Origin of the sequence: Nonomuraea salmonea (assembly GCF_042428605.1) — a bacterium.
Classification (GTDB): domain Bacteria; phylum Actinomycetota; class Actinomycetes; order Streptosporangiales; family Streptosporangiaceae; genus Nonomuraea; species Nonomuraea salmonea.
Window position 1 is genome coordinate 153,532 of the sequence record NZ_JBHMCF010000051.1, and the last position, 25,032, is coordinate 178,563.

The 25,032-nt window shown below is 71.4% G+C and carries 18 protein-coding genes and 1 pseudogene; 13 read left to right on the forward strand and 6 right to left on the reverse strand.

Translation table 11 applies throughout. From position 1 onward, the window contains the following. Positions 1-89: 89 nt before the first annotated feature. Positions 90-1,031 (forward strand): annotated as a pseudogene (locus ACFFR3_RS44295) (aldose 1-epimerase family protein); the annotation flags it as partial. Here ACFFR3_RS44295 and ACFFR3_RS44300 read toward each other — a convergent pair. Beyond that, the gene (locus tag ACFFR3_RS44300) at positions 1,028-1,855 is read right to left on the reverse strand and encodes an amidohydrolase family protein (RefSeq protein WP_379485092.1); all 828 of its coding nucleotides are present in this window, start codon (positions 1,853-1,855) and stop codon (positions 1,028-1,030) included. The pseudogene ACFFR3_RS44295 and the gene ACFFR3_RS44300 sit on opposite strands and share 4 nt — an antisense overlap. A gap of 203 nt (positions 1,856-2,058) precedes the next feature. Here ACFFR3_RS44300 and ACFFR3_RS44305 point away from each other — a divergent pair, with 203 nt between their 5' ends. Further along, entirely contained in the window at positions 2,059-4,473 is a 2,415-nt protein-coding gene (locus ACFFR3_RS44305; protein WP_379485093.1) for a glycoside hydrolase family 95 protein, read from the forward strand. On the opposite strand, the gene ACFFR3_RS44310 is transcribed toward ACFFR3_RS44305, so the two are convergent. Next, positions 4,449-5,558, reverse strand: a complete 1,110-nt coding sequence (locus ACFFR3_RS44310; protein ID WP_345400018.1) for an FCD domain-containing protein — start codon at positions 5,556-5,558, stop codon at positions 4,449-4,451. The genes ACFFR3_RS44305 and ACFFR3_RS44310 overlap by 25 nt on opposite strands. A gap of 161 nt (positions 5,559-5,719) precedes the next feature. On the opposite strand from ACFFR3_RS44310, the gene ACFFR3_RS44315 reads away from it, so the two are divergent. The 9 genes from ACFFR3_RS44315 (at position 5,720) to ACFFR3_RS44355 (ending at position 19,269) form a co-directional block, all read left to right on the forward strand. Beyond that, positions 5,720-6,991 carry an ABC transporter substrate-binding protein gene (locus ACFFR3_RS44315; protein ID WP_364369355.1) on the forward strand — a complete coding sequence of 424 codons (1,272 nt, stop codon included), beginning with the start codon at positions 5,720-5,722 and terminating at the stop codon, positions 6,989-6,991. Continuing rightward, entirely contained in the window at positions 6,988-7,923 is a 936-nt protein-coding gene (locus ACFFR3_RS44320) for a carbohydrate ABC transporter permease (RefSeq protein ID WP_379485094.1), read from the forward strand. Before ACFFR3_RS44315 ends, ACFFR3_RS44320 begins: the two co-directional genes overlap by 4 nt. Then, positions 7,920-8,726 carry a carbohydrate ABC transporter permease gene (locus ACFFR3_RS44325; protein ID WP_364369349.1) on the forward strand — a complete coding sequence of 269 codons (807 nt, stop codon included), beginning with the start codon at positions 7,920-7,922 and terminating at the stop codon, positions 8,724-8,726. The genes ACFFR3_RS44320 and ACFFR3_RS44325 overlap by 4 nt, the downstream gene beginning before the upstream one ends. A 2-nt stretch (positions 8,727-8,728) precedes the next feature. After that, entirely contained in the window at positions 8,729-10,636 is a 1,908-nt protein-coding gene (locus ACFFR3_RS44330; RefSeq protein WP_379485095.1) for a DUF8034 domain-containing protein, read from the forward strand. An 8-nt stretch (positions 10,637-10,644) separates the two neighbouring features. After that, positions 10,645-11,412, forward strand: a complete 768-nt coding sequence (locus tag ACFFR3_RS44335; RefSeq protein WP_379485096.1) for an RraA family protein — start codon at positions 10,645-10,647, stop codon at positions 11,410-11,412. Beyond that, positions 11,409-13,226 (forward strand): right-handed parallel beta-helix repeat-containing protein, encoded by a 1,818-nt coding sequence (locus ACFFR3_RS44340; protein ID WP_364369341.1) that lies wholly within the window; start codon positions 11,409-11,411, stop codon positions 13,224-13,226. Before ACFFR3_RS44335 ends, ACFFR3_RS44340 begins: the two co-directional genes overlap by 4 nt. Before the next feature lie 533 nt (positions 13,227-13,759). After that, entirely contained in the window at positions 13,760-16,666 is a 2,907-nt protein-coding gene (locus ACFFR3_RS44345) for a glycosyl hydrolase (protein ID WP_379485107.1), read from the forward strand. Positions 16,667-16,705: 39 nt separating this feature from the next. After that, positions 16,706-18,163: an ATP-binding protein gene (locus ACFFR3_RS44350; protein ID WP_345400000.1), complete on the forward strand. Its 1,458-nt coding sequence runs from the start codon at positions 16,706-16,708 to the stop codon at positions 18,161-18,163. An 80-nt stretch (positions 18,164-18,243) separates the two neighbouring features. Beyond that, positions 18,244-19,269 (forward strand): LacI family DNA-binding transcriptional regulator, encoded by a 1,026-nt coding sequence (locus ACFFR3_RS44355; RefSeq protein ID WP_379485097.1) that lies wholly within the window; start codon positions 18,244-18,246, stop codon positions 19,267-19,269. 16 nt (positions 19,270-19,285) lie between these two features. On the opposite strand, the gene ACFFR3_RS44360 is transcribed toward ACFFR3_RS44355, so the two are convergent. Genes ACFFR3_RS44360 through ACFFR3_RS44375 form a run of 4 tightly spaced genes read right to left on the reverse strand, consistent with a single transcriptional unit; the run spans position 19,286 to position 23,203 of the window. Further along, positions 19,286-20,158 (reverse strand): nucleoside hydrolase, encoded by an 873-nt coding sequence (locus ACFFR3_RS44360; RefSeq protein WP_345399998.1) that lies wholly within the window; start codon positions 20,156-20,158, stop codon positions 19,286-19,288. Between the two features lie 18 nt (positions 20,159-20,176). Beyond that, the gene (locus ACFFR3_RS44365) at positions 20,177-21,004 is read right to left on the reverse strand and encodes a carbohydrate ABC transporter permease (RefSeq protein ID WP_379485098.1); all 828 of its coding nucleotides are present in this window, start codon (positions 21,002-21,004) and stop codon (positions 20,177-20,179) included. 7 nt (positions 21,005-21,011) lie between these two features. Further along, a complete protein-coding gene (locus ACFFR3_RS44370; protein WP_379485099.1) occupies positions 21,012-21,935 on the reverse strand; it encodes a carbohydrate ABC transporter permease in 924 nt (307 codons plus the stop codon). After that, positions 21,932-23,203, reverse strand: a complete 1,272-nt coding sequence (locus tag ACFFR3_RS44375; RefSeq protein ID WP_364369320.1) for an ABC transporter substrate-binding protein — start codon at positions 23,201-23,203, stop codon at positions 21,932-21,934. Before ACFFR3_RS44375 ends, ACFFR3_RS44370 begins: the two co-directional genes overlap by 4 nt. Before the next feature lie 353 nt (positions 23,204-23,556). Between ACFFR3_RS44375 and ACFFR3_RS44380 the strand changes: the two genes are divergently transcribed. After that, positions 23,557-24,576 (forward strand): sugar-binding transcriptional regulator, encoded by a 1,020-nt coding sequence (locus ACFFR3_RS44380; RefSeq protein WP_364369317.1) that lies wholly within the window; start codon positions 23,557-23,559, stop codon positions 24,574-24,576. Between the two features lie 73 nt (positions 24,577-24,649). Next, a complete protein-coding gene (locus tag ACFFR3_RS44385) occupies positions 24,650-25,030 on the forward strand; it encodes a hypothetical protein (RefSeq protein WP_345399985.1) in 381 nt (126 codons plus the stop codon). Positions 25,031-25,032 lie beyond the last annotated feature (2 nt).

Genomic DNA, 25,032 nt, shown 5'->3' on the forward strand with positions numbered 1-25,032 from the left:
GCCGGCTGGCCGAGCTGACGGGCGATCCGAGCGCGGCCGGCGGGGTCCGGCTGGTGACGCTGGGCGACGGCGTCGAGCGCGGCATCAGGACGCTGGAGTTCCGCACCGGCTCTGGGCTGGCGTTCGACGTGCTGGTGGACCGGTGCATGGACATCGGGCACGCCGAGCACGCCGGGCGCGCCTTCGGCTGGCGCTCCCCCACCGGCTTCCGGCACCCCGGGCTGCACGAGAACAACGACGAGGACGGGCTGTCGTGGCTGCGCTCGTTCTCGGGGCTGATCGTGACGGCCGGGCTCGACCACACGCTGTTCGGCGGCGACGTGCCTGCCGAGGGCTACGGGTATCCGCCGCGCGCGTCCGTACGGCACGGGCTGCACGGCCGGGCCGGGAACCTGCCGGCGCGGCTGACCGGCTACGGCGAGCGGTGGGACGGCGAGCGCTGCGTGCTGTGGGCGGAGGGCGAGATGCGGCAGGCGGCGGTCTTCGCCGAGAACCTGCGGCTGGTCCGTCGGATCGAGGCCGACCTGGGCGGCGACGAGATCCGGCTGACCGACACGGTGACGAACGCCGGGTTCGAGCCGACGCCGCACATGTACCTGTACCACATCAATCTGGGCTGGCCGCTGCTCGACGAGGGCGCCAGGCTGGAGGCCGACGTCCGCGAGACGCTGTGGCAGAGCGACAGCGTCGCCGAGCAGAAGGCCGACCACGTCGTCTTCCCCGGGCCGGCGCCGGGGTTCGTGGAGCAGGTGTACGAGCACGCGCTGGTGCCGCGCTCCGACGGGCTGCACCGGGTGGCCGTGGTCAACGACCGGATCGGCATGCGGGTGGCCGTCGAGTGGCGGGCGGCGGAGTTCCCGTACTTCTTCGAGTGGCTGAACCTGCGCTCGGGCAACTACGCGGTCGGTCTCGAGCCCTCCACCCACCACGTGGCGGGCGACGCCGCGGCCCGCCAGGACGGCACCATGATCTGGCTGGGCCCGCAGGAGTCGCGCAGCTACCACACGACGTTCAGGGTGGAGGCCGCCTAGATCTGGTACGCGCGGCGGGCGGTCCCGGCGAAGACGGCGGCCCGCTCGTCCTCCGACAGGCCGGCGCACAGCTCGTCGGCGGCCGCCACGACCTGGTCGTAGCGGGCGGCGAGCAGGCAGACCGGCCAGTCGGAGCCGAACATCACCCGCTCGGGCCCGAACGCCTCCAGCACGGTCTCGGCGTACGGCCGCAGGTCGGACACCCGCCAGGACGTGTTTTCGGCCTCGGTGACCATGCCGGAGAGCTTGCAGAAGACGTTCGGGTACGCGGCCAGCTCCCTGATGTGGCCGCGCCACGGCTCCAGCTCGCCGCTCGCGATCGGTGGCTTGGACAGGTGGTCGAGCACGAACGTCAGCTGGGGCAGCGCGGCCACCGTCCTGATCGCGGAAGGGAGCTGGTGCGGCAGCGTGAGCAGGTCGTAGGCGAGCCCGGCGGCGGCCACGCCGGCCAGCCCGCGGCGCACGTCCGGCCGGTCGAGCCAGGCCGGATCGGGCTCGGACTGCACGCCGTGGCGCACGCCCACGAGCCCCGGCGGCAGCGCGGCCAGCGTGTCCGCGACGCCCGGCGCGGTGAGGTCGATCCATCCGACCACGCCGGCGACCAGCTCGGACGCGGCTGCGAGCGCGAGGAACTCGCGGGTCTCGTCGAGGTCGGGCAGCACCTGCACGAGCACCGTGCGCGTCACGCCGGCCGCCGCGGCGTGCCCGGCGAGGTCGTCCAGCGTGTACGTGCGCCGCACCGGCGCCATCGGCTCCGGGTCGAGCCAGGTGTGCGGGCGGGCCGCCAGGTCCCAGACGTGGTGGTGGGCGTCGATACGGCTCACGGCTTTCCTCCGATGTTTCAACGAAATTACGCCGGGTCTGGACAGATATCGACAGTGTGACGTAAAGATACATCCCATGTATAGGGCGATTCTCGCCCTTGGCTCGTGCTCACGGCAGTGCGCACCCGGCACTGACCCCGGGCAGCCGGCTCGTCGCCCCCCGGGCGAGCGTCCATCCCCCACCCCACCGAACAGGAGCAACCGTGACCAACGACGGCTACACCCGCCGAGGCGTGCTCGCGACCGGTCTGACGGCCGCCGCCGGATCCCTGCTCGTGAACGGCGTCACGGCCGGCCCCGCCTGGGCCGCCGCCGGCGACGACGCCCTGACCCTCTGGTACACCCGCCCGGCCGCCGAGTGGCTGGAGGCGCTGCCCGTCGGCTGCGGCCGGCTGGGCGCGATGGTCTTCGGCGGCGTGGCCACAGAACGGCTCCAGCTCAACGAGGACAGCATCTGGGCCGGCGGCCCGCACACCTACGACAATCCCGAGGCGCTGGCCGCGCTCCCCCAGATCCGGCAGTGGGTGTGGGAGGACAAGTGGAAGGCGGCCCAGAACCTGGCCGACCAGAAGTTCCTCGGGCAGCCCAGCGAGCAGGCGCCGTACCAGGTGCTCGGCGACCTGACGCTGACCTTCCCCGGCTCCGAGGAGTTCACCGACTACCGCCGCGAGCTGGACCTGACCACCGCCGTCACCTCCGTGAGCTTCGTGCGCGACGGCGTGCGGCACACCCGGGAGGTCTTCGCCGGCAACCCCGACCAGGTCATCGTGGTCCGGCTGAGCGCCGACCAGCCGGGCTCGGTGACGTTCCAGGCCGCCTTCTCCAGCCCGCAGAACGTCAGCGCCTCGGCGGCCGGGAGCGACACGATCGCGCTCGACGGCGTCAGCGGCGACACCCAGGGCCTGAAGGGCGAGGTGCGCTTCCGCGCCCTGGCCAAGGCGGAGGCCGAACGCGGCACCGTGCGCACCGAGGGCGGCACGCTGTCGGTCGAGGGCGCCGACGAGGTCACGCTGCTCATCTCCATGGGCTCCAGCTACCGCAGCTACCGGGACGTCGGCGGCGACCCCGCCGAGGTGGCCGGGCGGTATCTCAAGCGGGCCAGCGGGCAGCCGTACGAGGTGCTGCGGCGCAGGCACGTACGCGACTACCAGGAGCTGTTCGGCCGGGTGTCGATCGACCTCGGCACGTCCGACGCGGCCGCGCTGCCGACCGACGAGCGCATCGCCCGCCAGCAGCTCGACACCGACCCGCAGCTCGCCGCGCTCTACTTCCAGTACGGCCGCTACCTGCTCATCTCCTCCTCCCGCTCCCCCGGCCACGCGGCGAACCTCCAGGGCGTCTGGAACGACTCCCTGGCCCCCGCGTGGGAGTCGAAGTACACGATCAACATCAACCTGGAGATGAACTACTGGCCGGCCGCGCCCGGCAACCTCATCGAGTGCATGGACCCGCTCTTCGACCTCATCAAGGACCTGTCGGAGACGGGCACGAAGACCGCGAAGACGCAGTACGGCGCCATGGGCTGGGTCGCGCACCACAACACCGACGGCTGGCGCGGCACCGCGCCGGTGGACTTCGCCTTCTACGGCGTCTGGCCGACCGGCGGCGCCTGGCTCTGCCTGACCCTGTGGGAGCACTACCTCTACACCGGCGACGAGCGGCGGCTGCGCGAGCACTTCCCGCTGATCAGGGGCTCGGTGGAGTTCTTCCTCGACACGCTGCAGACCGACCCCAGGTCCGGCTACCTGGTGACGAACCCGTCGCACTCCCCCGAGGTCGGCCACCACGAGGACGACGACGAGAACGTCAGCATCTGCGCGGGCCCGACCATGGACATGCAGATCCTGCGCGAGCTGTTCGGGGCCTTCGCCGAGGCGTCGGAGGTGCTCGGGGCCGAGCCCGAGCTGGCGGCCAAGGCGTCGGAGGCGCGCGGGCGGCTCGTCCCCAACCAGATCGGGCACCTCGGGCAGATCCAGGAGTGGCAGGAGGACTACCGGGGCGACGCGGCGCTGTCGCGCAGCCGGCACATCTCCCACCTGTGGGGGCTGTTCCCCGCGCACCAGATCGACCCCAGGCTCTCGCCGGAGCTGGCCCAGGCCGCGCGGCGGACGCTGGAGCTGCGCGGCGAGGCGGGCGCCGGATGGTCGCTGGCCTGGAAGATCAACTTCTGGGCGCGGCTGCTGGACTCCGTCGAGGCGTACAAGCGGCTGTCGAACCTGCTGGTGCCGGCGCGGACCGCGCCCAACATGTTCGACCTGCACCCGCCGTTCCAGATCGACGGGAACTTCGGCGGCACCTCGGGCATCACCGAGATGCTGCTGCAGAGCCACGCCGGCCAGGTGCACCTGCTGCCCGCCCTGCCCGCCGCCTGGCCGGCCGGGTCCTACCGGGGGCTGCGGGCCCGTGGCGGGTTCGAGGTGGACGTGGAGTGGGCCGGCGGCGCGCTGCGGCGCGGCCGGATCAGGTCGGACCTCGGGCGGCGGCTGACGCTGCGCACGGCGGGCCCTGTGACGGTCACCGAGCACGGCCGGCCGGTCAAGGCCGGGCGGCCGGAGCCGGGCGTGATCGTGCTGGACACCCGCCGCGGCGCCACCTACGAGGTCACCCCGTCCGCCTGAACCACCACGGCCTCTCCCGCACCTGCCGCGTTCTTGGGGCGGGTGCGGGAGGCCTCGCCGCGGGCGTGGGCGGCGAACAGGCGGGCGGCCTCCTCGGGGTCGCCCGCGGCCAGCGCCGCGACCAGGTCGTCGTGGTGACCGGCCATCGCGCCCCAGTCGCCGTCGTAGAGCGGGTTGCCCACGACGTGCAGGCTCCACAGGTTCGACTCGATCGTCCGCCACAGCCGCAGCAGGAAGGAGTTTCCGCAGGCCGCGCAGACCCGGCGGTGGAAGGCGAGGTCGGCGTCGCGGAAGGCGCCGATGTCGCCGTCGCGCGCCGCCTTGCGCATGGCCAGCACGTCGGCCGAGAGCTGGCGCAGCGTCTCGGGCTGGATGCGGGCGGCCGCACCTCGTGCGGCATACTCCTCCAGCAACACCCTGATGTCGCGAACCTCCCGGGCCTGCTCGTCCGAGATCTCGGCGACGTAGCTGCCTCGGTTCGGATAGGAGATGACCAGGCCCTCGTGCGCCAGCCGCTTGATCGCCTCACGCGCCGGTGCCTGGCTGGTGCCGACCCGGCGGGCGATCTCGGCTTCCACCAGGCGCTGCCCGGCCGTCAGCTCGCCCGAGACGATCCAGCCGCGCAGCAGCGCGTAGACGCGGTCGGACAGCAGCTCTCTGGGCAGCAGGCGGGCGGCGGGCGGCGCGATCTGCTGCTCCTGCCAGATGCGCGCCACCGTGGACTGCGAGAGGCCGAGCTGGGCGGCCATCGTCCTGGTGGACGGTACGGCGGCGCCGTCGGCCGCGGCGGCGATGACCCGCTCGGCCTCCTGCCGCTCGGGGCTGCGCGGGCGGCCCGGCCTGGGCGCGTCGGCGAGCCCGTCGATGCCGCGCTCGACGAAGCGGGCCCGCCACTTGGCGACCGTGGCGGGACTCACGCCGAGCCTGCTCGCGATCTCCTTGCGGGGCAGCCCCTCGGCACAGGCCAGGACGATGCGGCTGCGCAGCGCCTGGCCCTTGGCCGGCTCGCGCGCGGCCCACTCTCGCAGCGTGGCGAGCTCCTCGTCGCCCACCACCAGCCGCTTGTCGTCATCGGGTGCGTTCACGGGCTCACTTTAACGTACTTATGACTCAGCAAGCCGCTGGAAACGTTTTTGTAGCGTCACATATCCCCTTGACGACCCCATGTGACCAACGTATTAAATAATCGCTAATCGAGTACCGACCCATTAAAAGGCGTCGCAGATCTCGCCCCTTTGGAGGTGCGATGCGTTCCCCCCGACCGTCCCTCGCCCTATCGGCCCTCGGCTGCCTGCTCGTCCTGACCGGCTGCGGCGGGGGCGGCTTCGCCGGCGACTCCCAGGCGCGGCAGAACGAGGACGGCCAGGTCACCGTCCGGATGCTGGTGAACATCAGCCCGAACCTCACCCAGACGTACTGGGAGGGCCTGGTCAAGCCGTTCGAGCAGGCCAACCCCGGCATCGACGTCAAGATCGAGGCGCCGACCGGCAAGGGCGTGGCCGACACGCTGCCGCAGCAGCTCGCCGCGGGCAACGCACCCGACGTGGTCGAGACGCTGATGGCCGACGAGACGCTGGCCCAGCAGCTCCTCGACCTGACCGACCAGCCGTGGGCCAAGGACACGCCGCTCGCCGAGCAGGCCAAGCTGGGCGGCAGGATCTACACCGTCGGCGTCGGCGTGCAGGCCCAGTCTCTGGTCTTCTACAACAAGACCGCGTTCGAGAAGGCGGGCATCGAGGAGCCGCCGACCACGTTCGACGAGTTCGACGCCGCCATGGGCCGGCTCAAGGACGCGGGCTACCTGCCGCTGCAGACCGGCGGCGACTTCCTCACCGGGCTGCAGCTGCTGCAGCTGTCCAACCCGAGCAGGGCGCAGCTGCACCCTGCCTGGCAGCAGGACGTCAAGGCGGGCACGATCAAGGCGGGCGAGTCGCTGCTGCCCTACCTGGAGCGCTACCGCACCTGGATCGACAAGGGGTACGTCGACGAGAACGCGCTCGGCATGAAGTACGCCGACGCCGAGACCAATTTCCTGTCCGGCAAATCCGGCATGTACGTCATGGGGAGCTGGTTCACCGCCACCGAGGCCAAGGCGAAGAAGGACTTCGAGGTCGGCGTCTTCCCCGCCCCCGTCGACAAGGGCCAGACCTACCCGGGGCCACAGGGCGCGACCCTGGCGGCCCCGTACATGATCCTCAAGTCCACCCCCAACAAGGACGCCGCGCTCAAGCTCGTCCAGTGGCTCGTCACCGACCCCGCGGCGGTCAAGAGCCAGCTCGCCCAGGACGGCAACTTCCGCACCGGCGTCGAGCGCGAGTTCACCCCGCTGGAGAAGCAGGTCCAGGAGATCCTCGACCAGGCGCCGCAGGGCGTGCCGCAGGGTGAGGGCTACGGCGACGCCACCCTGCCCAAGGGCTTCAACGCCGCGTGGAACACCGAGGTCCAGGGCCTGTACGTGGGCAAGTCGCCCAAGGAGGTCGCGGAGGGCGTGGACCGCTGGGTGGCCTCCAAGTCATGACGCTCACCCGGGAGGCACCCCCGACCGTGCGACGGCCCCCGGCGGGCGAGCGCTCCAGGCGCCGCACCGAGGGCCTGGCGACCACGCTGATGGTGGCGCCGGCGACCGTGCTCTACGTGGTCATGCTGATCGTCCCGGTCGGCCTGGCCCTCTACCTGAGCCTGACCGACTGGGACGGCTTCAGCGCCGACCCCGCCTTCGTGGGCGCCGCCAACTACGTCACCCTGCTCGACGACCCCGAGCTGCGCCGCGCGGCGCTGGTCACCCTGCTCGTCGCCGCGGCCGGCACCGCCGGGCTCAACCTGTGCGGCCTCGGCTTCGCCCTCCTGGTGAACGGCGCCTCCCGGCTCAACACGTTCTTCCGGATCGTGCTGTTCTACCCGCACGTGCTCAGCGCCCTCGTGGTCGGCTTCCTCTGGTCGGCCATCCTCGGCACCACCGGCGCCGTCAACAACCTCGTCACCACGTGGGGCGGCGAGGTGCTGCCGTTCCTGTCCGACCCCACGTGGGCCACCGTCACCATGATCGCGGTGCTGGTGTGGGCCGGGTTCGGCGTCAACGTGGTGCTCTACCTGGCCGGGCTGCAGGCGGTGCCGCACTCGCTGATCGAGGCGGCCCGCATCGACGGGGCCACGCGGTGGCAGGTGTTCAGGAACGTCACGCTGCCCGCGCTGGGGCCGTCGGTGACGGTGAACGTCGTGCTGTCGCTGGTGACGCTGCTGAAGACGTACGACCTGGTCGTCTCGCTGACGGCGGGCGGCCCGGCCGGGCAGACGCAGACCGTCGCCTACCTCATCCTCTGGAACTCCTTCCACGACGCCCGCCTCGGCTTCGGCTCGGCGCAGTCGGTGATCCTCATGGGGGTCACGGCGGCGCTGGCGTTCGTGGTGACGAAGCTGCGCAGGCGCGGCGAGCTGGCGGTGCACCAATGAGAAAGACGTTCCTCTGGGCGGCCGCCGCCTTCATGCTCATCCCCCTGTACGTGCTGACCGTCAACGCCTTCAAGGGCCAGCAGGACATCCTGGCCAACCCGTTCGGCCTGGGTGGCCTGACCCTCGAACCGCTCGGCAGGGCGCTGACCAACCCGAATTTCAACGTGGCCAAGGGCTACGCGATCACGCTGCTGTTCGTGGTGGCGGTCAACGTGCTGTCGGTGGGGCTGGCCGCGCCCGCCGCGTACGTGATCGCCCGCAGCCCCAAGCGCCGCTTCCGCGTCCTCATGCTGTTCTTCCTGGCCGGCACCTTCATCCCCGGCCAGGTGCTGGTCATCCCCGTCGTGTACGTGCTCAAGACCCTGGGCCTGATGGGCACCATCCGGGGGTTCGTGCTGTTCGAGACCACGCTCACGCTGCCGTTCTCGATCTTCCTGTACGCCGGCTACATCGCGACCGTCCCCGCCGTGCTCGACCAGGCGGCGGCGGTGGACGGAGCGGGCAGGCTGCGGACGTTCTGGCAGATCGTCTTCCCGCTCATGCGGCCCGCGGTCGCCACGATGATCATCCTCAACACCTTCTCGGTGTGGAACGACTTCGTGAACCCGCAGATCATCCTCGGCCCCGGCAGCGGCCTCTACACCGTCACCACCGGCGTCTACGCGGCGGTCAGCCAGTACTCCACCGACTACTCGGTGGTCTTCCCGACGCTGCTGCTGGCCATCGCTCCCCTGCTCGTCTTCTTCGTCTTCATGCAACGGCACATCATCAGCGGCCTCACGGCAGGAGCTACGAAAGGGTGACCATGCGCGAGATCAGAGCGACCGTACCGCTCGGCGCGCCCCCGGCCTGGGCGGTGCTGGAACGCCGGCTGTTCGACGCCCTCGACGAGGCCTGGCGGGCCTTCGCCGGCCGCTACTGCGGGCCCGACGGGCGGCTGATCTACCACGGCCCGGCCGCCGACCGCGACGGGGCCGACGACTTCTACGAGGCGTTCTTCAACTGGCCGACCCTCTACCAGCTCGGCGGCGCCGACGACCTGCTCGGCGCGGCCAAGCAGCACTGGGAGGGCGTCACCGCCCAGCTCACCGAGCTGGGCTACCTGGTGGAGGAGTACGAGCGCGGCTACGACTGGTTCCACCAGGGCGAGTCGATGCTGCTGTTCTACGGCATCTGCGCCGCCGACCCGCGCGACGAGCGCTTCGCCGAGCGGGCCCGCCGCTTCGCCGAGCTGTACCTGCCGGGCTCGGCCAACTACGACGCCGAGCACGACATCATCCGCGCCCCGCACAACGGCGCCGTCGGCCCCCGCTACGGCCTGCAGTGGGAGTGGGCCTCCTACCACACCGACCTGGTCAGCATGCGGCCGTTCGGCCTGCCGCTGCGCGACCTGCCCGGCATCACCCGCTGGGAGGACCTCGGCGACCCGTGCAACGCCGCCCGCATGGGCGCCGCGATGAGCGAGCGCATCGGCCGCGGTGACGTCGCCGTCAACCTCGCCGCGACCAGCCTGGCCGTCAACGCCTGGCTGTACGACGGCGACGACCGCTACCGCGACTGGGCGCTGCGCTACATCGGCGCCTGGCAGCGCAGGGCCGAGGCCAACGACGGGATCATCCCCGACAACGTGGGCCCGTCCGGGATCGTCGGCGAGCTGCACGACGGCCGCTGGTACGGCGGCAACTACGGCTGGCAGTGGCCGCACGGCCTCTACAGCGTGGGCGCCGCCGCCGCGATCGCCGCCGTCAACGCCCACCTGCTGACCGGCGACGACGCCGCGCTCGCCATCGGCCGCGACCCCTTGGAGGCGGTGTACGAGCGCGCCACCCAGGCCGCCGTCACCGAGACCGAGATGAGCATCAGCGACCGCTGGCTGGCCGAGCTGGGCGACGAGGCCGGCAAGCCCACCATGCTGGTGCCCAACCGGCACGACGACTCCGGCTGGTTCGACTTCCAGCCGCCGCAGCTCGGCCTGCCCGTCTGGCTCTGGCACCGCTCGCCCGGCGGCGCGGACGCCGACCGGCTGGAGCGGCTGCGCCGCGCGTCCGGCTACGACTGGACGACCGTGCGGCCGTTCCGCAACAAGGAGGAGGCCGGGCACGAGGCGCCCTGGCTGGAGTACCTGCGCGGCGCCAACCCGGCCTACCCCGAACTGATGCTCACCACCGCGCTCGGCCAGGTGCAGCGCCGCATGGCGCTCATCGAGGCCGACGACGCCGACCTCGCCACCATCCACGTGCACCACTGGCAGCGGCTCAACCCCGTGCTCACCGAGGCGCTGCTGCAGCTCGTCACCGGCACCCCGCAGGTGCTCTACAACGGCGGCCTGCTGCCGGCCCGCCTGGCCTACTTCGACGCCGACCGCCACCGCCCCGGCCTGCCGCCCGACGTGGCCGCCCTGGTCAGCGCGGTCCGCGCGGACGGCGCCGAGCTGGAGCTGGTCAACCTCGGCCTCCGCAGCACCCGCCGCGTCGTGGTGCAGGCAGGACAGTTCGGCGAGCACGACATCGACCACGTCACCACCACCGGCTTCGCCGGTGACGGCTACCCGGGCGACCCCCGCGCCTACACCGCGCCCCCCATCCACGAGAGCGAGCAGGACGTGCCGGTGCACGGCCCGCGGCTGCTCGTGGAGCTGCCGCCCGGCCGCCGCATCCGGCTCGACCTGCACACGACCGCGCGCGTCCGCACGCCGTCACACCAGCACTACTGAGGAGTCACATGGACGAGGCCATCTGGGATCTCCCCGTTCGCGGGTCGCTGCCCGCGGACCCCGATCCCGCGCTCATCGCGGGGCTGTCCCGGATCAGCTCGGCCACCGCCTGCGCCAAGCTGCACGCCCAGGGCATCCGGCGGACCTTCATCGAAGGCCCGCGCCCCATCGCCCAAGGCCAGAAGATCGCCGGACGGGTCCGCACGCTGCAGTTCATGCCGCAGCGCGAGGACATCGCCTCCGGGCTCGGGCAGGAGTACGTCGAGCGGCACACGGCCCTGTGGCACGTGCTCGAGGACATCAGGCCGGGAGACGTGCTCGTGGTGCAGGCGTACGGGAGCGCCTACACCGGCTGCTTCGGCGACATGCTGGTCCGCTACTTCAAGCGCCGGGGCGGCGCGGGCATCGTCGTGGACGGCAGGATCAGGGACCTGCCCCGCGTCAGCGGCGTCGGCCTGCCCATCTGGTGCACCGGCGCCACCCCGCACTACGCCTCGCAGGCCGAGCTGTTCCCCTGGGCGTACGACGTGCCGGTGGCCGTGGGCGGGGCGCTCGCGCTGCCCGGCGACCTGTGCGTGGCCGACGACGACGGCGCCGTGGTGGTGCCGCTGCGCCGGGCCGGCCAGGTGCTGGAGGCCGCCGCCGACCACGAGCAGTGGGAGCGCTACAGCAGGGCCCGCATCGAGGAGGGCGGCGCGCTGTCCGACTACTACCCCCTCACCCCCGAGACCCGCGCCGAGTACGAACGGTGGCGGGAGGTTAAGGAGAGCCAGTGATCCTCAGGTCCATCGGCGCCGTCGCGTTACTCCTGGGCGGCCTGACCGCCCCGGCCACCACGTCCGCCGTCTCCGCCAGGACGTGCGACTACTACGTGGCCACCGACGGCAGCGAGCGCGGCGACGGCAGCGCCGGAAACCCGTGGAAGACCATCGAGCAGGCCCGCGACGCGCTCAGGAACCCGAAGTACCAGAAGAACTGCGACATCGTGGTCAACGTCAAGGCCGGTGACTACGTCGTCGACAAGACCATCGAGTTCACCGACGCCGACTCGGGACGCGACGGCCACACCATCACCTACCGCAGCGCCGACGGCCCCGGCAAGGCCCGCCTGGTCGGCGCCCGGCCGGTCACCGGGTGGGAGAAGTACAAGGACGACATCTACAAGACGAAGGTCGACCGGACCTTCTACACGCTCTTCGAGGACGGCGCCCGCGCCACCACCGCCCGCCACCCCAACAGGACCGCCGACGACCTCTGGTCGCCCTACCTGTTCTCGGTGACGCCCGAGGCCGAATACCAGGCCGTGCACAACTGGCTGTTCTTCGACCCCAAGGACATCCCGCAGGAGTGGGACGCCGACTTCGACCAGAACGCCCAGATGGTGGTCTGGTCGGGCGGGTCGTGGAGCTGGTTCACCGACCACGTGCCGCTCGGCGGCGCCGACTTCCGCAAGAACTTCTTCACCCTCAACCACGACAGCCGCTTCGCCCTGGTCAACAGCCGCAGCGGCTCCCGCTACTTCGTGCAGAACACTCTGCGCTTCCTCGACCAGCCCGGTGAGTACTACTTCGACTTCGCCAACAGCGAGGTCTACTACTGGCCGAAGACCTCCATCGACAAGGTCATGGCGCCCACCGTGAAGACGATCATCTCGCTGGCCGGCTCGTCGCCCGGCAAGCGGGTCGAGCGGCTCACCTTCGACGGGCTCGCCCTGCAGTACTCCGACTTCGTCAACTGGTACCGCTACGGCTGGAACTCCTCCGGCGACTCCGGCTACGAGCACAAGTACCCGATCTACGACCGGCAGATCGAGATGCCGCGCAACCGGTTCGGCATGATCACCCTGGAGAACACCCGCGACATCGGCCTGACCAGGCTGCACGTCTCCGACACCGGCTTCACCGGCATCTTCCTGCTCTTCGCGAACGAACGGGTCAAGATCGCCGACAGCCTGCTCGCCAACCTCGGCGGCGACGGCATCAAGGTCGAAGGCGGCTACCCCGGCGAAGGTGACATCTCCGGCCACCACACCATCAGCAACACCTACATCGACCACGTCGGCGAACTCGTCCCCGGCGACGCCTCCGGCATCGAGCTGATGAGCACCGGCCACAACGAGGTCAGCAACGTGGTCGTCAAGCACAGCGCCCGCTACGGCATCAGCCTGGAGGTCCGCCCCGAGATCGCCAACGCCGACAACTACGCCAGGGGCAACCGCTTCTCCTACATCCGCCTGGAGGAGACCGGCCTGGACAGCGGCGACATGGGCGCCTTCTACACCTACGGCGTGCACAACACCGAACCGCACGCCATCGACAACCACGTCACGCAGATGGTCATCGGGGACGTCATCAACGACCCCGCCGGCCAGATGCCCGACTCGGGGACGCGCGGCGTCCACATGGACGCCGGCGGCTGCGGCTTCTCCATCTCGAACATCGAGGTGGGCGAGGTGAGCGACGACAAGTACCAGTCGTACCAGTGCAACGAGGTCACGAACGCCAACTGGCAGGACGACTTCGACCCCTCGAAGATGGAGTACGACAAGATCGGCGTCACGACCACCTTCCCCTACCCCCTCCCCTCCTGACCACCTGGCGAGCGGCTGAGGCCGGTGCCCGGCACCGTCCGGACACCGGCCGCAGGCCGACTGACCGTCTGGCACGAGTCAGGGCGGTCGGCCAACCCGGGGCTCATCGACCCGCCAGGCGGCGCAGGTCGGCAACGTGTGCCACCGGCAAGCCCGGCCAGCCGCCAGGCCTGGTCGCGTCCTGCCGGGCGGCCTCGGGCGGTCGTGTTCCGGTCGGTCTCCTTGCCGGGGCGTCGGGCCCAGTGGCCCGGCGCCCCATCCACCCCCGCAGGACCTTGTCTCCTGGAGGACCCGTGTCCGATTCCACCCCCCACGGCCACACTCCTGCTCACCCCTCCGCCACTCCCCCAGCACCCGATCCGGCCTCAGGACCCGCTACGGCCGCTCGCCCTCTGCCAGGCTCTCCGCCGACCTCCGGAACCGCTACGGCCGCTCACCCTTCGCCGGGCTCTCCCCCGACCTCCGGACCCGCCTCGGACGCTCGCCCCGTGGCCGGCGCTGCTCCCACCTCCACGCCCTCCCCTGCCGCTTCTGTGACGCGGCGGGGGTTTCTTGTGCTGGGTGGGGTGGCCACGGCTTCCGTTGCGCTGGCCGGGCAGCCCCTTCCTTCCCCTGCTACCGCTGCCCCCGCGTCCGGAGCCGGGTGGTTTCAGCGGCCGGAGGCCGGGGTGCGGCCGATGGTGCGGTGGTGGTGGCCGGATGCCCATGTCACGCCCAGTGAGATTCGGCGGGAGGTCGATCAGCTGGCCGATGCCGGGTTCGGTGGGGCGGAGATCGCGGCAGTTCATCACAGCATTTCGGATAAGTCCGTACTCGATCCCGCGAAGCACGGCTGGGGCACGCCCGCCTGGAACGCGGCCGTCGAGGCGGCGCTGGACCAGGCGGCCCGGCGGGGCGTCACGATCGACCTGACCATCGGCCCCTCCTGGCCGGCCGCCGTCCCCACCATCACCCCCGAGAGCGAGGCCGCCTGCAAGGAGCTGGCCCACGGCTCGGTGCAGGTGGCGGGCGGGAGCACGTACCGGGGTCCGGTGCCGCCGCCCGCCGTCGAAGGGCGGAGTGAGCGTACGTTGCTGCTGGTCCAGGCGGCCGAAATCGAGCCCGCCCACTCGACCCGCGACGAGACCGGCCTCGACCCCGCTTCGGTACGGACCGTCCCGGTGGACGGCGACACGATCACCTGGACGGCCCCGGGCGACGGCGACTGGCTGCTCATCTCCTACTGGCAGCGCGGCTCGGGCCAGCGCCCCGAGTCGGGCCCGCACACCGCGCCCGAGGCGTACGTGGTGGACCACTTCAGCCGCGCCGGCACCCATGCGGTGATCGACTTCTGGGAGCGGCGGCTGCTCACCCCCAGCATCAGGAAGCTGCTGAAACGATCGGGCGGGGCGCTGTTCGAGGACTCGATCGAGATCGAGAGCGACGCCCTGCCGTGGACGCCGGAGCTGCCCGCGGAGTTCGAGCGGCGGCGCGGCTACCCGCTGACGGACGTGCTGCCGGTGGTCGTGCTGGCCGACGAGGACCCGGTGTTCGCGTTCGACCCGGTGCTGACCAGACATGCCCGCAAGGACTACTGGGACACGGTGTCCGAGCTGTTCAACGAGCACCACTTCACCGCGCTGCGCGACTGGGCGCACTCGCTGGGGCTGCGGTTGCGGGCGCAGCCGTACGGGCTGCAGACCGACGCCATCGAGGCGGCGGCCATCCTCGACGTGCCCGAGGGCGAGTCGCTCGGCTTCAAGAACCTCGACGACTACCGCTGCCTGGCCGGCGGCCGGGACATGGCGGGGGGCGCGGTGCTGTCCTGCGAGGCGGGGGCGTACCAGGGCGGGGCCTACACGACGACGTGGCGCAAGCTGCTGCTGACGATGGGCGGCGGGTACGCGGCGGGGCTCAACCAGACGGTGCTGCACGGCTTCTCGTACGCGAGCGCGCCGGGCGCGCGGTGGCCGGGGTTCGCGGCGTTCACGCCGTACGGGGGTTCGGTGGGGTACGCGGAGTCGTGGGGCCCGCGCCAGCCCACCTGGGACCACATCACCGACATTTCCCGATATTTCGCGCGAATCAACCTGATCATGCGGCAAGGGACGCCTCGGGTGGACGTGGCGGTGTTCCGGCAGACCGGCTACACCAAGACCGGCATCGGCGCCACGTGGTTCACCGCGAACGGCGTACCGACCGGCTGGACCCACCAGTTCGTCAGCGGCCCGCTGCTCGACCTGCCCGACGCCCGCGTCAGGGACGGGCGGCTGGGGCGGCTCGCGTACAAGGCGCTGTTCGTGGAGGGCGACCGCTTCGGGGGCAACGAATGCACGATGACGCGCCGGGTGGCCGAACGGCTGCTCGCGTACGCCAGGGACGGGCTGCCCATCGTGCTGCTCGGCGCCTGGGAGTCGGCGTCGGTGCCGGGCGTCCCCCGCGAAGGCGACGACGAACGCCTGCGCGCCCTCGTGACGGACCTCCTGACCCAGCCCACCGTCCGCCGCGTCACCACGGCCGACGAGGTGCCGGGCGCGCTCGAAGCCCTCGGGGTGCGCCCCGACGTCCGGTACGCGACCCCGTCCACGCTGCTCACCATGCGCCGGGTGGCCGGCCGGGTGGACTACTACTACCTGTGCAACGGCAAGCATCAGGAGAACGCCAAGCCCCCGGTCACCGCCATCGACCACGAGGTCACGCTGGCGCGTACGGACGGGAACGGCGTCCCGTACCTGTTGAACCCGTGGACCGGCCGGGCCGAGCGCATCGCCCGCTACACCGAGGACGCCGGCGGCATCCACCTGCGCGTCGCCCTGCACCCCGGCCAGGCCCGCGTGATCGCCATCGGCCGCCCGGGACTCTTCGGCGACCGCACCGGCACCCGCCCGCACGCCACGGACACCTCCGCCGACCAGGTGGTCTACGACAACGGCCATCTGGTGATCCGCACGACCAAAGCCGGCCGGCACACGACGACCCTCTCGACAGGCCGCACGATCACCACCCGCATCGACGAGATCCCCCAGCCCACCGAGCTGCGAGCCTGGCACCTCAAGGTCCGCGACCGCCGCCCGGACGGCGACCACACCCACACGCTCGACCTCGACCGGCTGGCGCCTTGGCACGACCTCCCGGGCCTGGCGGACGTCTCAGGCGTCGGCACGTACACGACCACGGCGCACCTGGACGGCCCCGCGTACCTGGACCTGGGCGAGGTCACCGACACCTGCCGGGTCCGCGTCAACGGCCACCTTCTCGACCCGGTGGACCTCCTCCACCCGGTCATCGACGTGGGCCCGCACCTCGAACGCGGGGAGAACACCATCGAGGTGGAGGTCGCCACCCCTCTGGGCAACCGCCTCCGCCAAGCCGACCCCGCGGTCTACGGCTCCCTGACCCCCCAGGCATACGGCCTGCTGGGCCCGGTCCGGCTGGTGCCGTACGGCGAGGAACGGATATAGAAGTCGACTTATAATAAGTGTACTTCTACATTAGTCAGCGTGACCATCACCAAGCCAGCCGAGATCTTCGATCGCGAGGTGGAGTGGGCTGAGCTGGCCGACTTCATCGCCGACGCGTCCCCGCACCCTACCCTCGGCGTGGTGTCAGGCAGGCGGCGTCAGGGGAAAACCCTCCTGCTGGGCTCTCTGTGCGAAGCGGCGGGCGGCATCTACATCGAGGGCACCGAGGCGCTGCCCGCCGAGCACTTCCACCTCATCGGCGAGCAGCTGGCCGCCCGGCTCGGCAGCCCCGCTCCCCTGCGTTTCACGTCCTGGCGCGAGGTGATCCAGGCGATCCTCGACCTGCGGACCTCCGCTCCCCTCCCGGTGGTCATCGACGAGTTCCCCTACCTGGTCAAGGTCTCGCCCGAGCTGCCGTCTGTGCTCCAGGCCGCCCTGGACGTACGCCGGCGTAAGGGCGGGTCGCCGATCCGGCTGATCCTGTGCGGCTCGGCGCTCACGTTCATGGGCGGGCTGCTGGCCGGCAACGCCCCGCTGCGCGGCAGGGCCGGCCTGGAGCTGGTCGTGCCGACACTGGACTACCGGCTGGCCGCCGAGTTCTGGCAGATAGACGACCCGCGGCTGGCCCTGCTGACTCATGCCGTGGTCGGCGGCACCCCCGCCTACCGCCGCGAATACGTCCGCGACGACGCGCCGCGCTCCCTGGACGACTTCGACGACTGGGTGCGGCGGGCCGTGCTCAACCCCGCACGTCCGCTGTTCCGCGAGGCCCGCTACCTGCTGGCAGAAGAGCCCGACCTGCACGACGTGGCGCTCTATCACTCGGTCCTGGCCGCGGTCGCCGAGGGCAACTCCTCGCGCGGCGGCATCGCCGGTTACATCGGCCGCAAATCCACCGAGATCAGCCACCCGCTCGCCGTCCTCGAGGACGCCGGCCTGCTGGCGAAGTCGCCCGACATGGTCAGGGCGGCACGGCCGCTCTACCGGATCACCGAGCCGTTGATCACCTTCTACCACGCCGTGATGCGCCCGGCCTGGCGGGAGCTCGAACGCCGCAGGGCCCGCCAGGTGTGGCAGCGCAGCCGCGACCGTTTCCTGAGCCAGGTCGTAGGGCCGCACTTCGAGGAGATCTGCCGCACCTGGGCCGCGGACTTCGCGGACGCCGGCACCTTCGACGGCGTACCGGCGGAGGTCGGTCACGGTGTCGTCAACGATCCCGGGCGCCGTACGAGTCACGAGGTGGACGTCGTGGTGCTGGGCGAGCCGGACGGCGGCCCGCGCAAGGTCCTCTCACTGGGCGAGGCGAAATGGGGCGACACCATGTGCGAAGGCCACGTCGAACGGCTCCGGCGGGTCCGCGACCTGCTGGCCAAGCGCGGCTACGACACCCGATCGACGCGGCTGGCCTGCTACAGCGCCGCCGGGTTCGCCCCCGATCTGCGCACGGCGGAGGACGGTGAGCTCCTCCTGGTCTCCCCCGAACGCCTCTACTCCTGAGGCTCGTCCCCCTCTCGGCGCGGGCCAGGTGAGGGGCTCGGATCGTAAGCTGGGTGCGTGAGAGCCGAGGTGGGACGCGCATGGTGACGCGCAATGATGTGGCGCGCCTGGCGGGCACTTCGCCGGCCGTGGTCTCGTACGTGATCAACAACGGGCCCAAGCCCGTCTCCGAGGCCGCGCGGAAGCGGGTGCTGGCAGCGGTCGAGCAGCTCGGATACCGGCCCAACGCGGTGGCCAGGTCGTTGCGGTCGCGGCGGACGTGGACCATCGGGCTGATCGCGTCCGACAGCACCGGGGGCAAGAGTCCGTTCTTCGGGCAGTTCACCCGGGCCTGCGAGGAGGTGGCCTGGCAGCGGGGTTACTCCGTGCTGCTGGGCAACTCGGCCGAGGATCCGGAGCGGGCCGAGGGGTACGTGCGGCGGTTCATGGAGCGGCGGGTCGATGGGCTCGTGCTCATGCGGGTGCCCGTCTCGGTCGAACGGGCGGCCGAGTTGCGGGGCGTGCCCGTGGTGACGATCGACCATGAGGCGCCGGCGCATTTCTCCCGGCTCGCGGTGGACGACGAGGAGGGCGGCTACCAGGCCACCCGGCATCTCATCGCGCACGGCCACCGCCGCATCGGGTACGTCGCCGGGCCGCTCGACGTCACTCCCGTCGGGCTGCGGGCCGACGGGTGGCGCCGCGCACTCCACGAGGCCGGCGCCCAGCCGGACGCCGATCTCGGTGCGCTCGTCGCCGAGGGGGAGCTGAGCCTGGAGGGCGGGTACGACACGGCGCTGCGGCTGCTGTCCCGGCCCGACCGGCCGACGGCGTTGTTCGCGTCCACCGACGACCAGGCCATCGGGGCCATGCGGGCCGCGGCCGATCTCGGGCTGCGGGTGCCGGACGACGTCGCGGTGGCCGGGTTCGACGGGGCGCGGGAGGCGGCGTACACGGTGCCGGGGCTGACCACGATCAGCCAGCCGATAGACGAGATGGCACGGCACGCCACCGAGACCCTGGTCGGCGCGATCGAGGAGGCCGCCGAGCCGGTCACCAAGATCTTCTCGGCGAGCCTGGTGACTCGCGGCTCCTGCGGCTGCCCCGAGCCGCACCTCATCCGCTGACCGACCCGGGTCCTGCCTACGTGGCCGCCGCCACGATGCGCCGGACGATTTCCTGGGCGACGCGGTCCGGTGGGGCCGAGGTGGTGACACGGGTGCGGCCATCGCCCGGGGTGAAGGTGCTGGAGCCGTCCGGGCCGATGGTGACGTGGCCTTCCGGGCTGAAGCCGAACAGGTCGGGCACCAGCATCGTCAGGACGGTGATCGGGTCGTGCGGGCAGTTCCACTCCTCGTTCCAGAACCGCCACCACTGCTCGATCTCCGCCTTGAGCGCCTCCCCCAGCGGCCCGGCGCCGGCGATGGCGGCCACGTCGGCGGCGTCCATGCGGACGGTCGTGGTGATCTCGAGGCCGGTGACGGTGATGGGCGCACCGGAGCCGAAGACGACGGCCGCGGCCTCGGCGTCGCACGTGAAGTTGTGCTCGGGCTCGGGGCCGTCGAACCGGCCGCCCATGATCCACAGGTGGCGGACGTCGCGGGCGAAGGCGGGCGACGCGGTGACGGCGTGGGCGATGTCGGTGAGCGGGCCGACCGCCACGACGTCCACCTGGCCGGGCGCGGCGGTGACCCGGTCCACGAGGTACGCCACCGCGTCCCCCTCGTCCACCTGCTCGGTGCCGAGGTCGGGGAACAGCCGCCCTTCGTGCCCCGCCCACCACACGGGCCGCCCGCTCAGTGTCTCGGCGGCGCCGGCCACCACGGGCAGGGCGCGACCGGCCAGGCCGGCCAGCCGCTTGGCGAGGCGGGCCCGCAGGAGCGTGTCGCCGTAGACGGTGGTGCAGCCGATCAGGTCCACCTCGGGCGAGCCGAGCAGCACGGCGAGGGCGAGCGCGTCGTCCACGTCGCTGCCGATGTCGGTGTCGAAGATGACGCTCCTGGACGAGGGTGCCATGGTGACCTTTCTCGAGGGCTACTTGAGCCCGGTGGTGGCGATGGACTGCGTGAAGTGCCGCTGGAACCGCAGGATGATCAGCAGCGGGATGACGGTCAGGACGATGGAGCCGGCGAAGAGCTGGCCGTAGTCGATGGTGAACTGGCCGCGCAGGTTGGCCAGCGCGATCGGGCCGAGCTGGTGGGCGGCGTCGGTGCCGATGAGCAGCGGCCAGACGTACGACTGCCACTGGAAGATGAACAGCGTCAGCCCGGCGCTCACCAGGGCGGGCCGCGAGAGCGGCAGGTAGATGCGGGCGAACACCCCCCACCACCCGAGCCCGTCGATGCGGGCGGCCTCGACGAGGTCGCCGGGGATGGCGAGGAAGAACTGCCGCAGCAGGAAGATGGCCAGGCCGTGGCCGAGCCCCGGCAGGATGAGCCCGGCGTAGGTGTTGGTGAGGTCGAGGTCGCGGAAGAGCGTGGCGAGCGGGATCGCGATGGCGTCGAACGGGATGAGGAAGCTCAGCACGACGATCGCGAACAGCGCGCCCTGCCCCTTGAAGCGCAGCGCGGACAGGCCGAACGCGGCGGCGGCCGAGATCAGCAGGCCGCCCGCCACGGTGACGAGCGCGACGATGAGGGAGTTGACGATCGCCACGCCGAAGTCGCCGGAGGCGAGGGCTGTGTAGTTGGCGACGGTGGGGCTGGACGGGATCAGCGTCTCCCACGACAGCCGGGAGATGTGCTGGAAGATCTCGGAGCCGCCGCGCAGCGAGCTGGACAGCGCCCACAGCAGGGGCAGCGCGAACGCCACGCCGATGACGACGGCGAGCAGGGCGTAGAGGCGTCGGGACAGTCGGGGCACGAGGGGGTCAGTCCTTTCCGCGCAGGAGGCGGAACTGCACGACCACCACGGCCAGCACGAGCAGCACCAGCAGCATCACCTCGGCCTGCGCGAGGCCGAGATCGCCCACGGTGTAGGCGCGGGTGAAGATGTCGTACATGGTGAGGTTGGTGGAGCCTTCCGGGCCGCCGTTGGTCAGCATCTGTACGGGTGCGAAGACGAGGAAGTTGGAGACCGTGTCGGCCACCAGCACGAACGCCAGCGGCCTGCGCAGCAGCGGCAGCGTGACGTGCCAGAAGCGGTGCCAGGCCGACGCGCCGTCGATGGCGGCGGCCTCGTACAGGGTGGCGGGGATGTCCTGCAGGCCGGCGATGAGGAACATCATCCAATAGCCGACGCCGATCCACGACAGCAGCACGATCAGCGACCACAAAGCCTGGCCCGGTGAGGTGAGGAACGGCTGCTCCGGCACGCCGAGCACCCTGAGCACGGAGTTGAGCAGGCCGTCCGGCCGGTACGCGACGCTCCACACGGCGGCCGAGACGGCGGGCGGCACCGCGATCGGCAGGATGACGAGGGCGCGCAGGAAGCGCACGCCGCCGAAGCGCCGGGTGAACAGCACGGCGAGGGCGAGCGCGGCGGCGATCTGCAGCGGGTTGACGACGACGCTGAACAGCAGCGTGACGCGGACGCTCTGCCAGAACGTCGGGTCGGCGAAGAGCGCGGCGTAGTTCTCCAGGCCGACGAACGAGGTGCGGCCGGTGAGCAGGCTGGTGTGGTAGAGGCTGCTGACGACGGCCATGCCGGCCGGCAGCAGGCGCAGCACGAGGAGCGCGACGAGGGCGGGCGCGAGGAACGCCAGCGACACCAGCACCGGACGGCCGACCCTCCTGCGCGGGGTGCCGGTGACGGCGGGGCTCTTGGCGGCGGGGCCCGTGGTGGGGCCGGTCATCGCAGGCGGTCCCAGGCCGTGGTGACCTGCTGGGTGGCCTGGGTGAGCCGGGCTCTGGGGTCGGCGCCGTTGCGGATGTCGGCGAACGTCTTGGTCATGATGTCCTCGAACTGGATGTACCCGACGGACCTGGGGCGGGCGACCGCGGTGTGGTCGGCGTCGTACGTCATGATCGTGCTGACGCCCGCGCTGTTGTCGCCGCCGAGCGCCTCGAGGGTGGGCAGGTAGCGCTCGAAGGCGGCCCGGTTGGCCGGGATGACGGTGGTGGCCTTGGTGGTGAGCAGGTTGCCTTCTGGGTCGAGTGCGGCGTACTCGAGGAACGCGCGGGCGAGCCGCTGCTTCTTGGAGGCCGGGTTGATGCCCCAGGACCAGGAGCCGGTGGGGGTGACCTGCTTGCCGCCGGCGAAGTAGGGGTAGGGGGCGACGCCCCAGTCGACGTCCTTGTTCTCGGCGAGCGTGCCGACGTTCCACGGGCCGCCGGCGAGGAAGGCGACCTTGCCTTCGGCGAACAGCGGCGAGGTCTGGAACGAGCCGACGCCGCGCGGCGCGAGCCCCTGGGCGAACAGGTCGCGGTACCACGTCATGGCCTTGATCCAGCCGTCGGTGGTCAGGGCGGGGGTGAGCATGTCGGGGCCGGTGACGCCGGAGCCGCCGCCGAGCGACTCGGGCAGGCTCTGGAGCTGGTAGTACTGCTCGATCTGCTCGGGGATGAGCGCCCACTGGGCGCCGCCGCGCTCCTGCGCCTTTCTGCCGGCCTCGGCCGTCTGCTCCCAGGTCCAGCGTTTCGCCGGGTCGCTGGAGGGCGGCTCGACGCCGGCCTTCTTCAGCAGGGTCTTGTTGTAGAAGAGGAACTGGTCGGAGGTCCAGATGGGGACGGACCAGAGCTTGCCTCGGTGCTCGTTGACCTCGTACTGCGCGGGCAGCGCGGCCTGCTTGACGCGGTCCTTCCAGTCGCTGAGGTCGGCGAGGAAGCCGCGCGCGGCCAGCGCGGAGACGCGCGGCTGGTCCACGGTGTAGACGTCGATGCCGTCGTCGCCGGCCGCGAGCCGCTGCTGCAGGGTGCTGTTGAGGGTGTCGAACGGGATCTGGCTGTAGTCGACCTTGACCCCGGGGTGCTTGGCCTGGAAACCGTCGATGACGGGCTGGAAGGTCTTGGGGTCCTCGGGGCCGACGAAGTGGAGGGTGTTGGCCGAGTCGGCTCCCGCGCGCAGCCCGCAGCCTGCTGTGAGCACCGCCAGCAGGCAGGCGGCAATCAGGCGTCCTTTCATCGGGGCTACTCCTTCTGACCAGGACGTTCACCGAGTCTACACGTGTCACTCGGAACGATTGGCCGCCATCGTGCCACGGGCGCGCAGGAACGGACAAGCCCTCACAGCCCTTGACCTTGGATGCCAGGCGGTCTACCTACGACAGCATCGACGCCGTTCATCCACGAGGACTTCTTCGCCAAGATCCGCGCCTTCGCGGAGGCCCGATGAGCACCGGCTGCACGGCCGGCGGCACGCGCCCGTGCGGACGGCGTGCGGACGGCGTCGCGTGCTAGCACAATGGCACTCGGCAGTGGCCCGGGCTCGCCACCGGACCAGCAGGAGCGGCGGAGCCGAAGCGGAGGCCAGCGATCGTGGGAGCTGACAGTGGGTTCGACAAGGGCCGCGCGGGCGAGGTGAGGTTCGGCGGCCGGCGGCTCGGCGCGGAGTCCGAGCGCATGCGGCTGCTCGTCCGCGTCGCCCGCCTCTACCACGAGCACGGCGTACGCCAGCCGCAGATCGCCGCCCAGCTGCGCATCTCGCAGCCCCGGGTGTCGCGGCTGCTCAAGGAGGCGGCGGAGATCGGCATCGTGCGCACGGTGGTCGTGGTGCCGTCCGGCGTGCACGCGCTGCTGGAGGAGGACCTCGAGCGCAAATACGGCGTGGAGCAGATCATCGTCGTCGACGCGGCGGGCGAGAACCACGACGTGGTGGCCGCGCTGGGCTCGGCGGGGGCGACCCACCTCGACGCCACGCTGATCGGCGGCGAGCACCTCGGCATCTCCTCCTGGAGTGCGAGCCTGCTGGCCACGGTCGAGGCGATGCAGCGCCGTCCCGTGCGGGTGGCGGAGGAGGTCGTGCAGCTCATCGGCGGCGTCGGCAAGGGCTCCGCGCAGGTGCAGGCGACCCGGCTGGCCGCCCACCTCGCCGACCTGACGGGCGCCGAGCCGGTCTTCCTGCCCGCTCCGGGGCTGGTGGGCTCGCCGGCGGCGCGGCAGGCGCTGTCGGACGACGACGTGGTGCGCCAGGTGGTCGAGGCGTGGTCTCGGCTGACCACGGTGCTGGTGGGCATCGGCAGCCTCAACCCGTCGCCGCTGCTGCAGGAGAGCGGCAACGCGATCTCCGAGGACGAGCTGGAGGCGCTGCGCGGGCTCGGCGCGGTGGGCGACGTGTGCCTGCGCTTCTTCGACGCGGAAGGTGGGCTGGTCGACTCGCCGCTGGAGGAGCGCATCCTCGGCATCCCGGCCGCCGACCTGCGCCGGGTGCCGCGCCGCATCGCGATCGCGGGCGGCCGCCGCAAGACGGCCGCGATCAGGGCCGCGCTGAAGGGCGGCTGGGTCAACACTCTCATCACGGACGTCGGTGTCGCCGAGGAGCTATTCATGACTGAATAAAACCTCTCGCCCACGACGGCGGACGCCAAGAAGGTGCCTGCCTTTCCTGGGGGCGGAGGGCGCGGGCAGGTACGTGACCGGCGGCCGGGGCGGCGCGGTGTACGAGGTGACCACCCTGGACGACGACGGGCCTGGCTCGCTGCGCGAGGCGGTCGCCAGGTCGGACGGCACGATCGTGTTCCGGGTGGCCGGCACCATCGAGCTCAAGGGCGGCAACATCATCCTGCGCCACCTGCGCTTCCGCGGCGGCGACGAGCTGGGCACCCCGATCGACACGTTCGGCGCGCGGGGCGTGCGCGACCTCATCATCGACCACTGCTCGTTCAGCTGGGGCGTGGACGAGTGCTGCTCCGTCTACGGCAACACCAACGTGACCGTGCAGTGGTTCGTCATCTCCGAGGGCCTGACGAACTCGGTGCACGACAAGGGCCGGCACGGCATGGGCTGCCTGTAGGG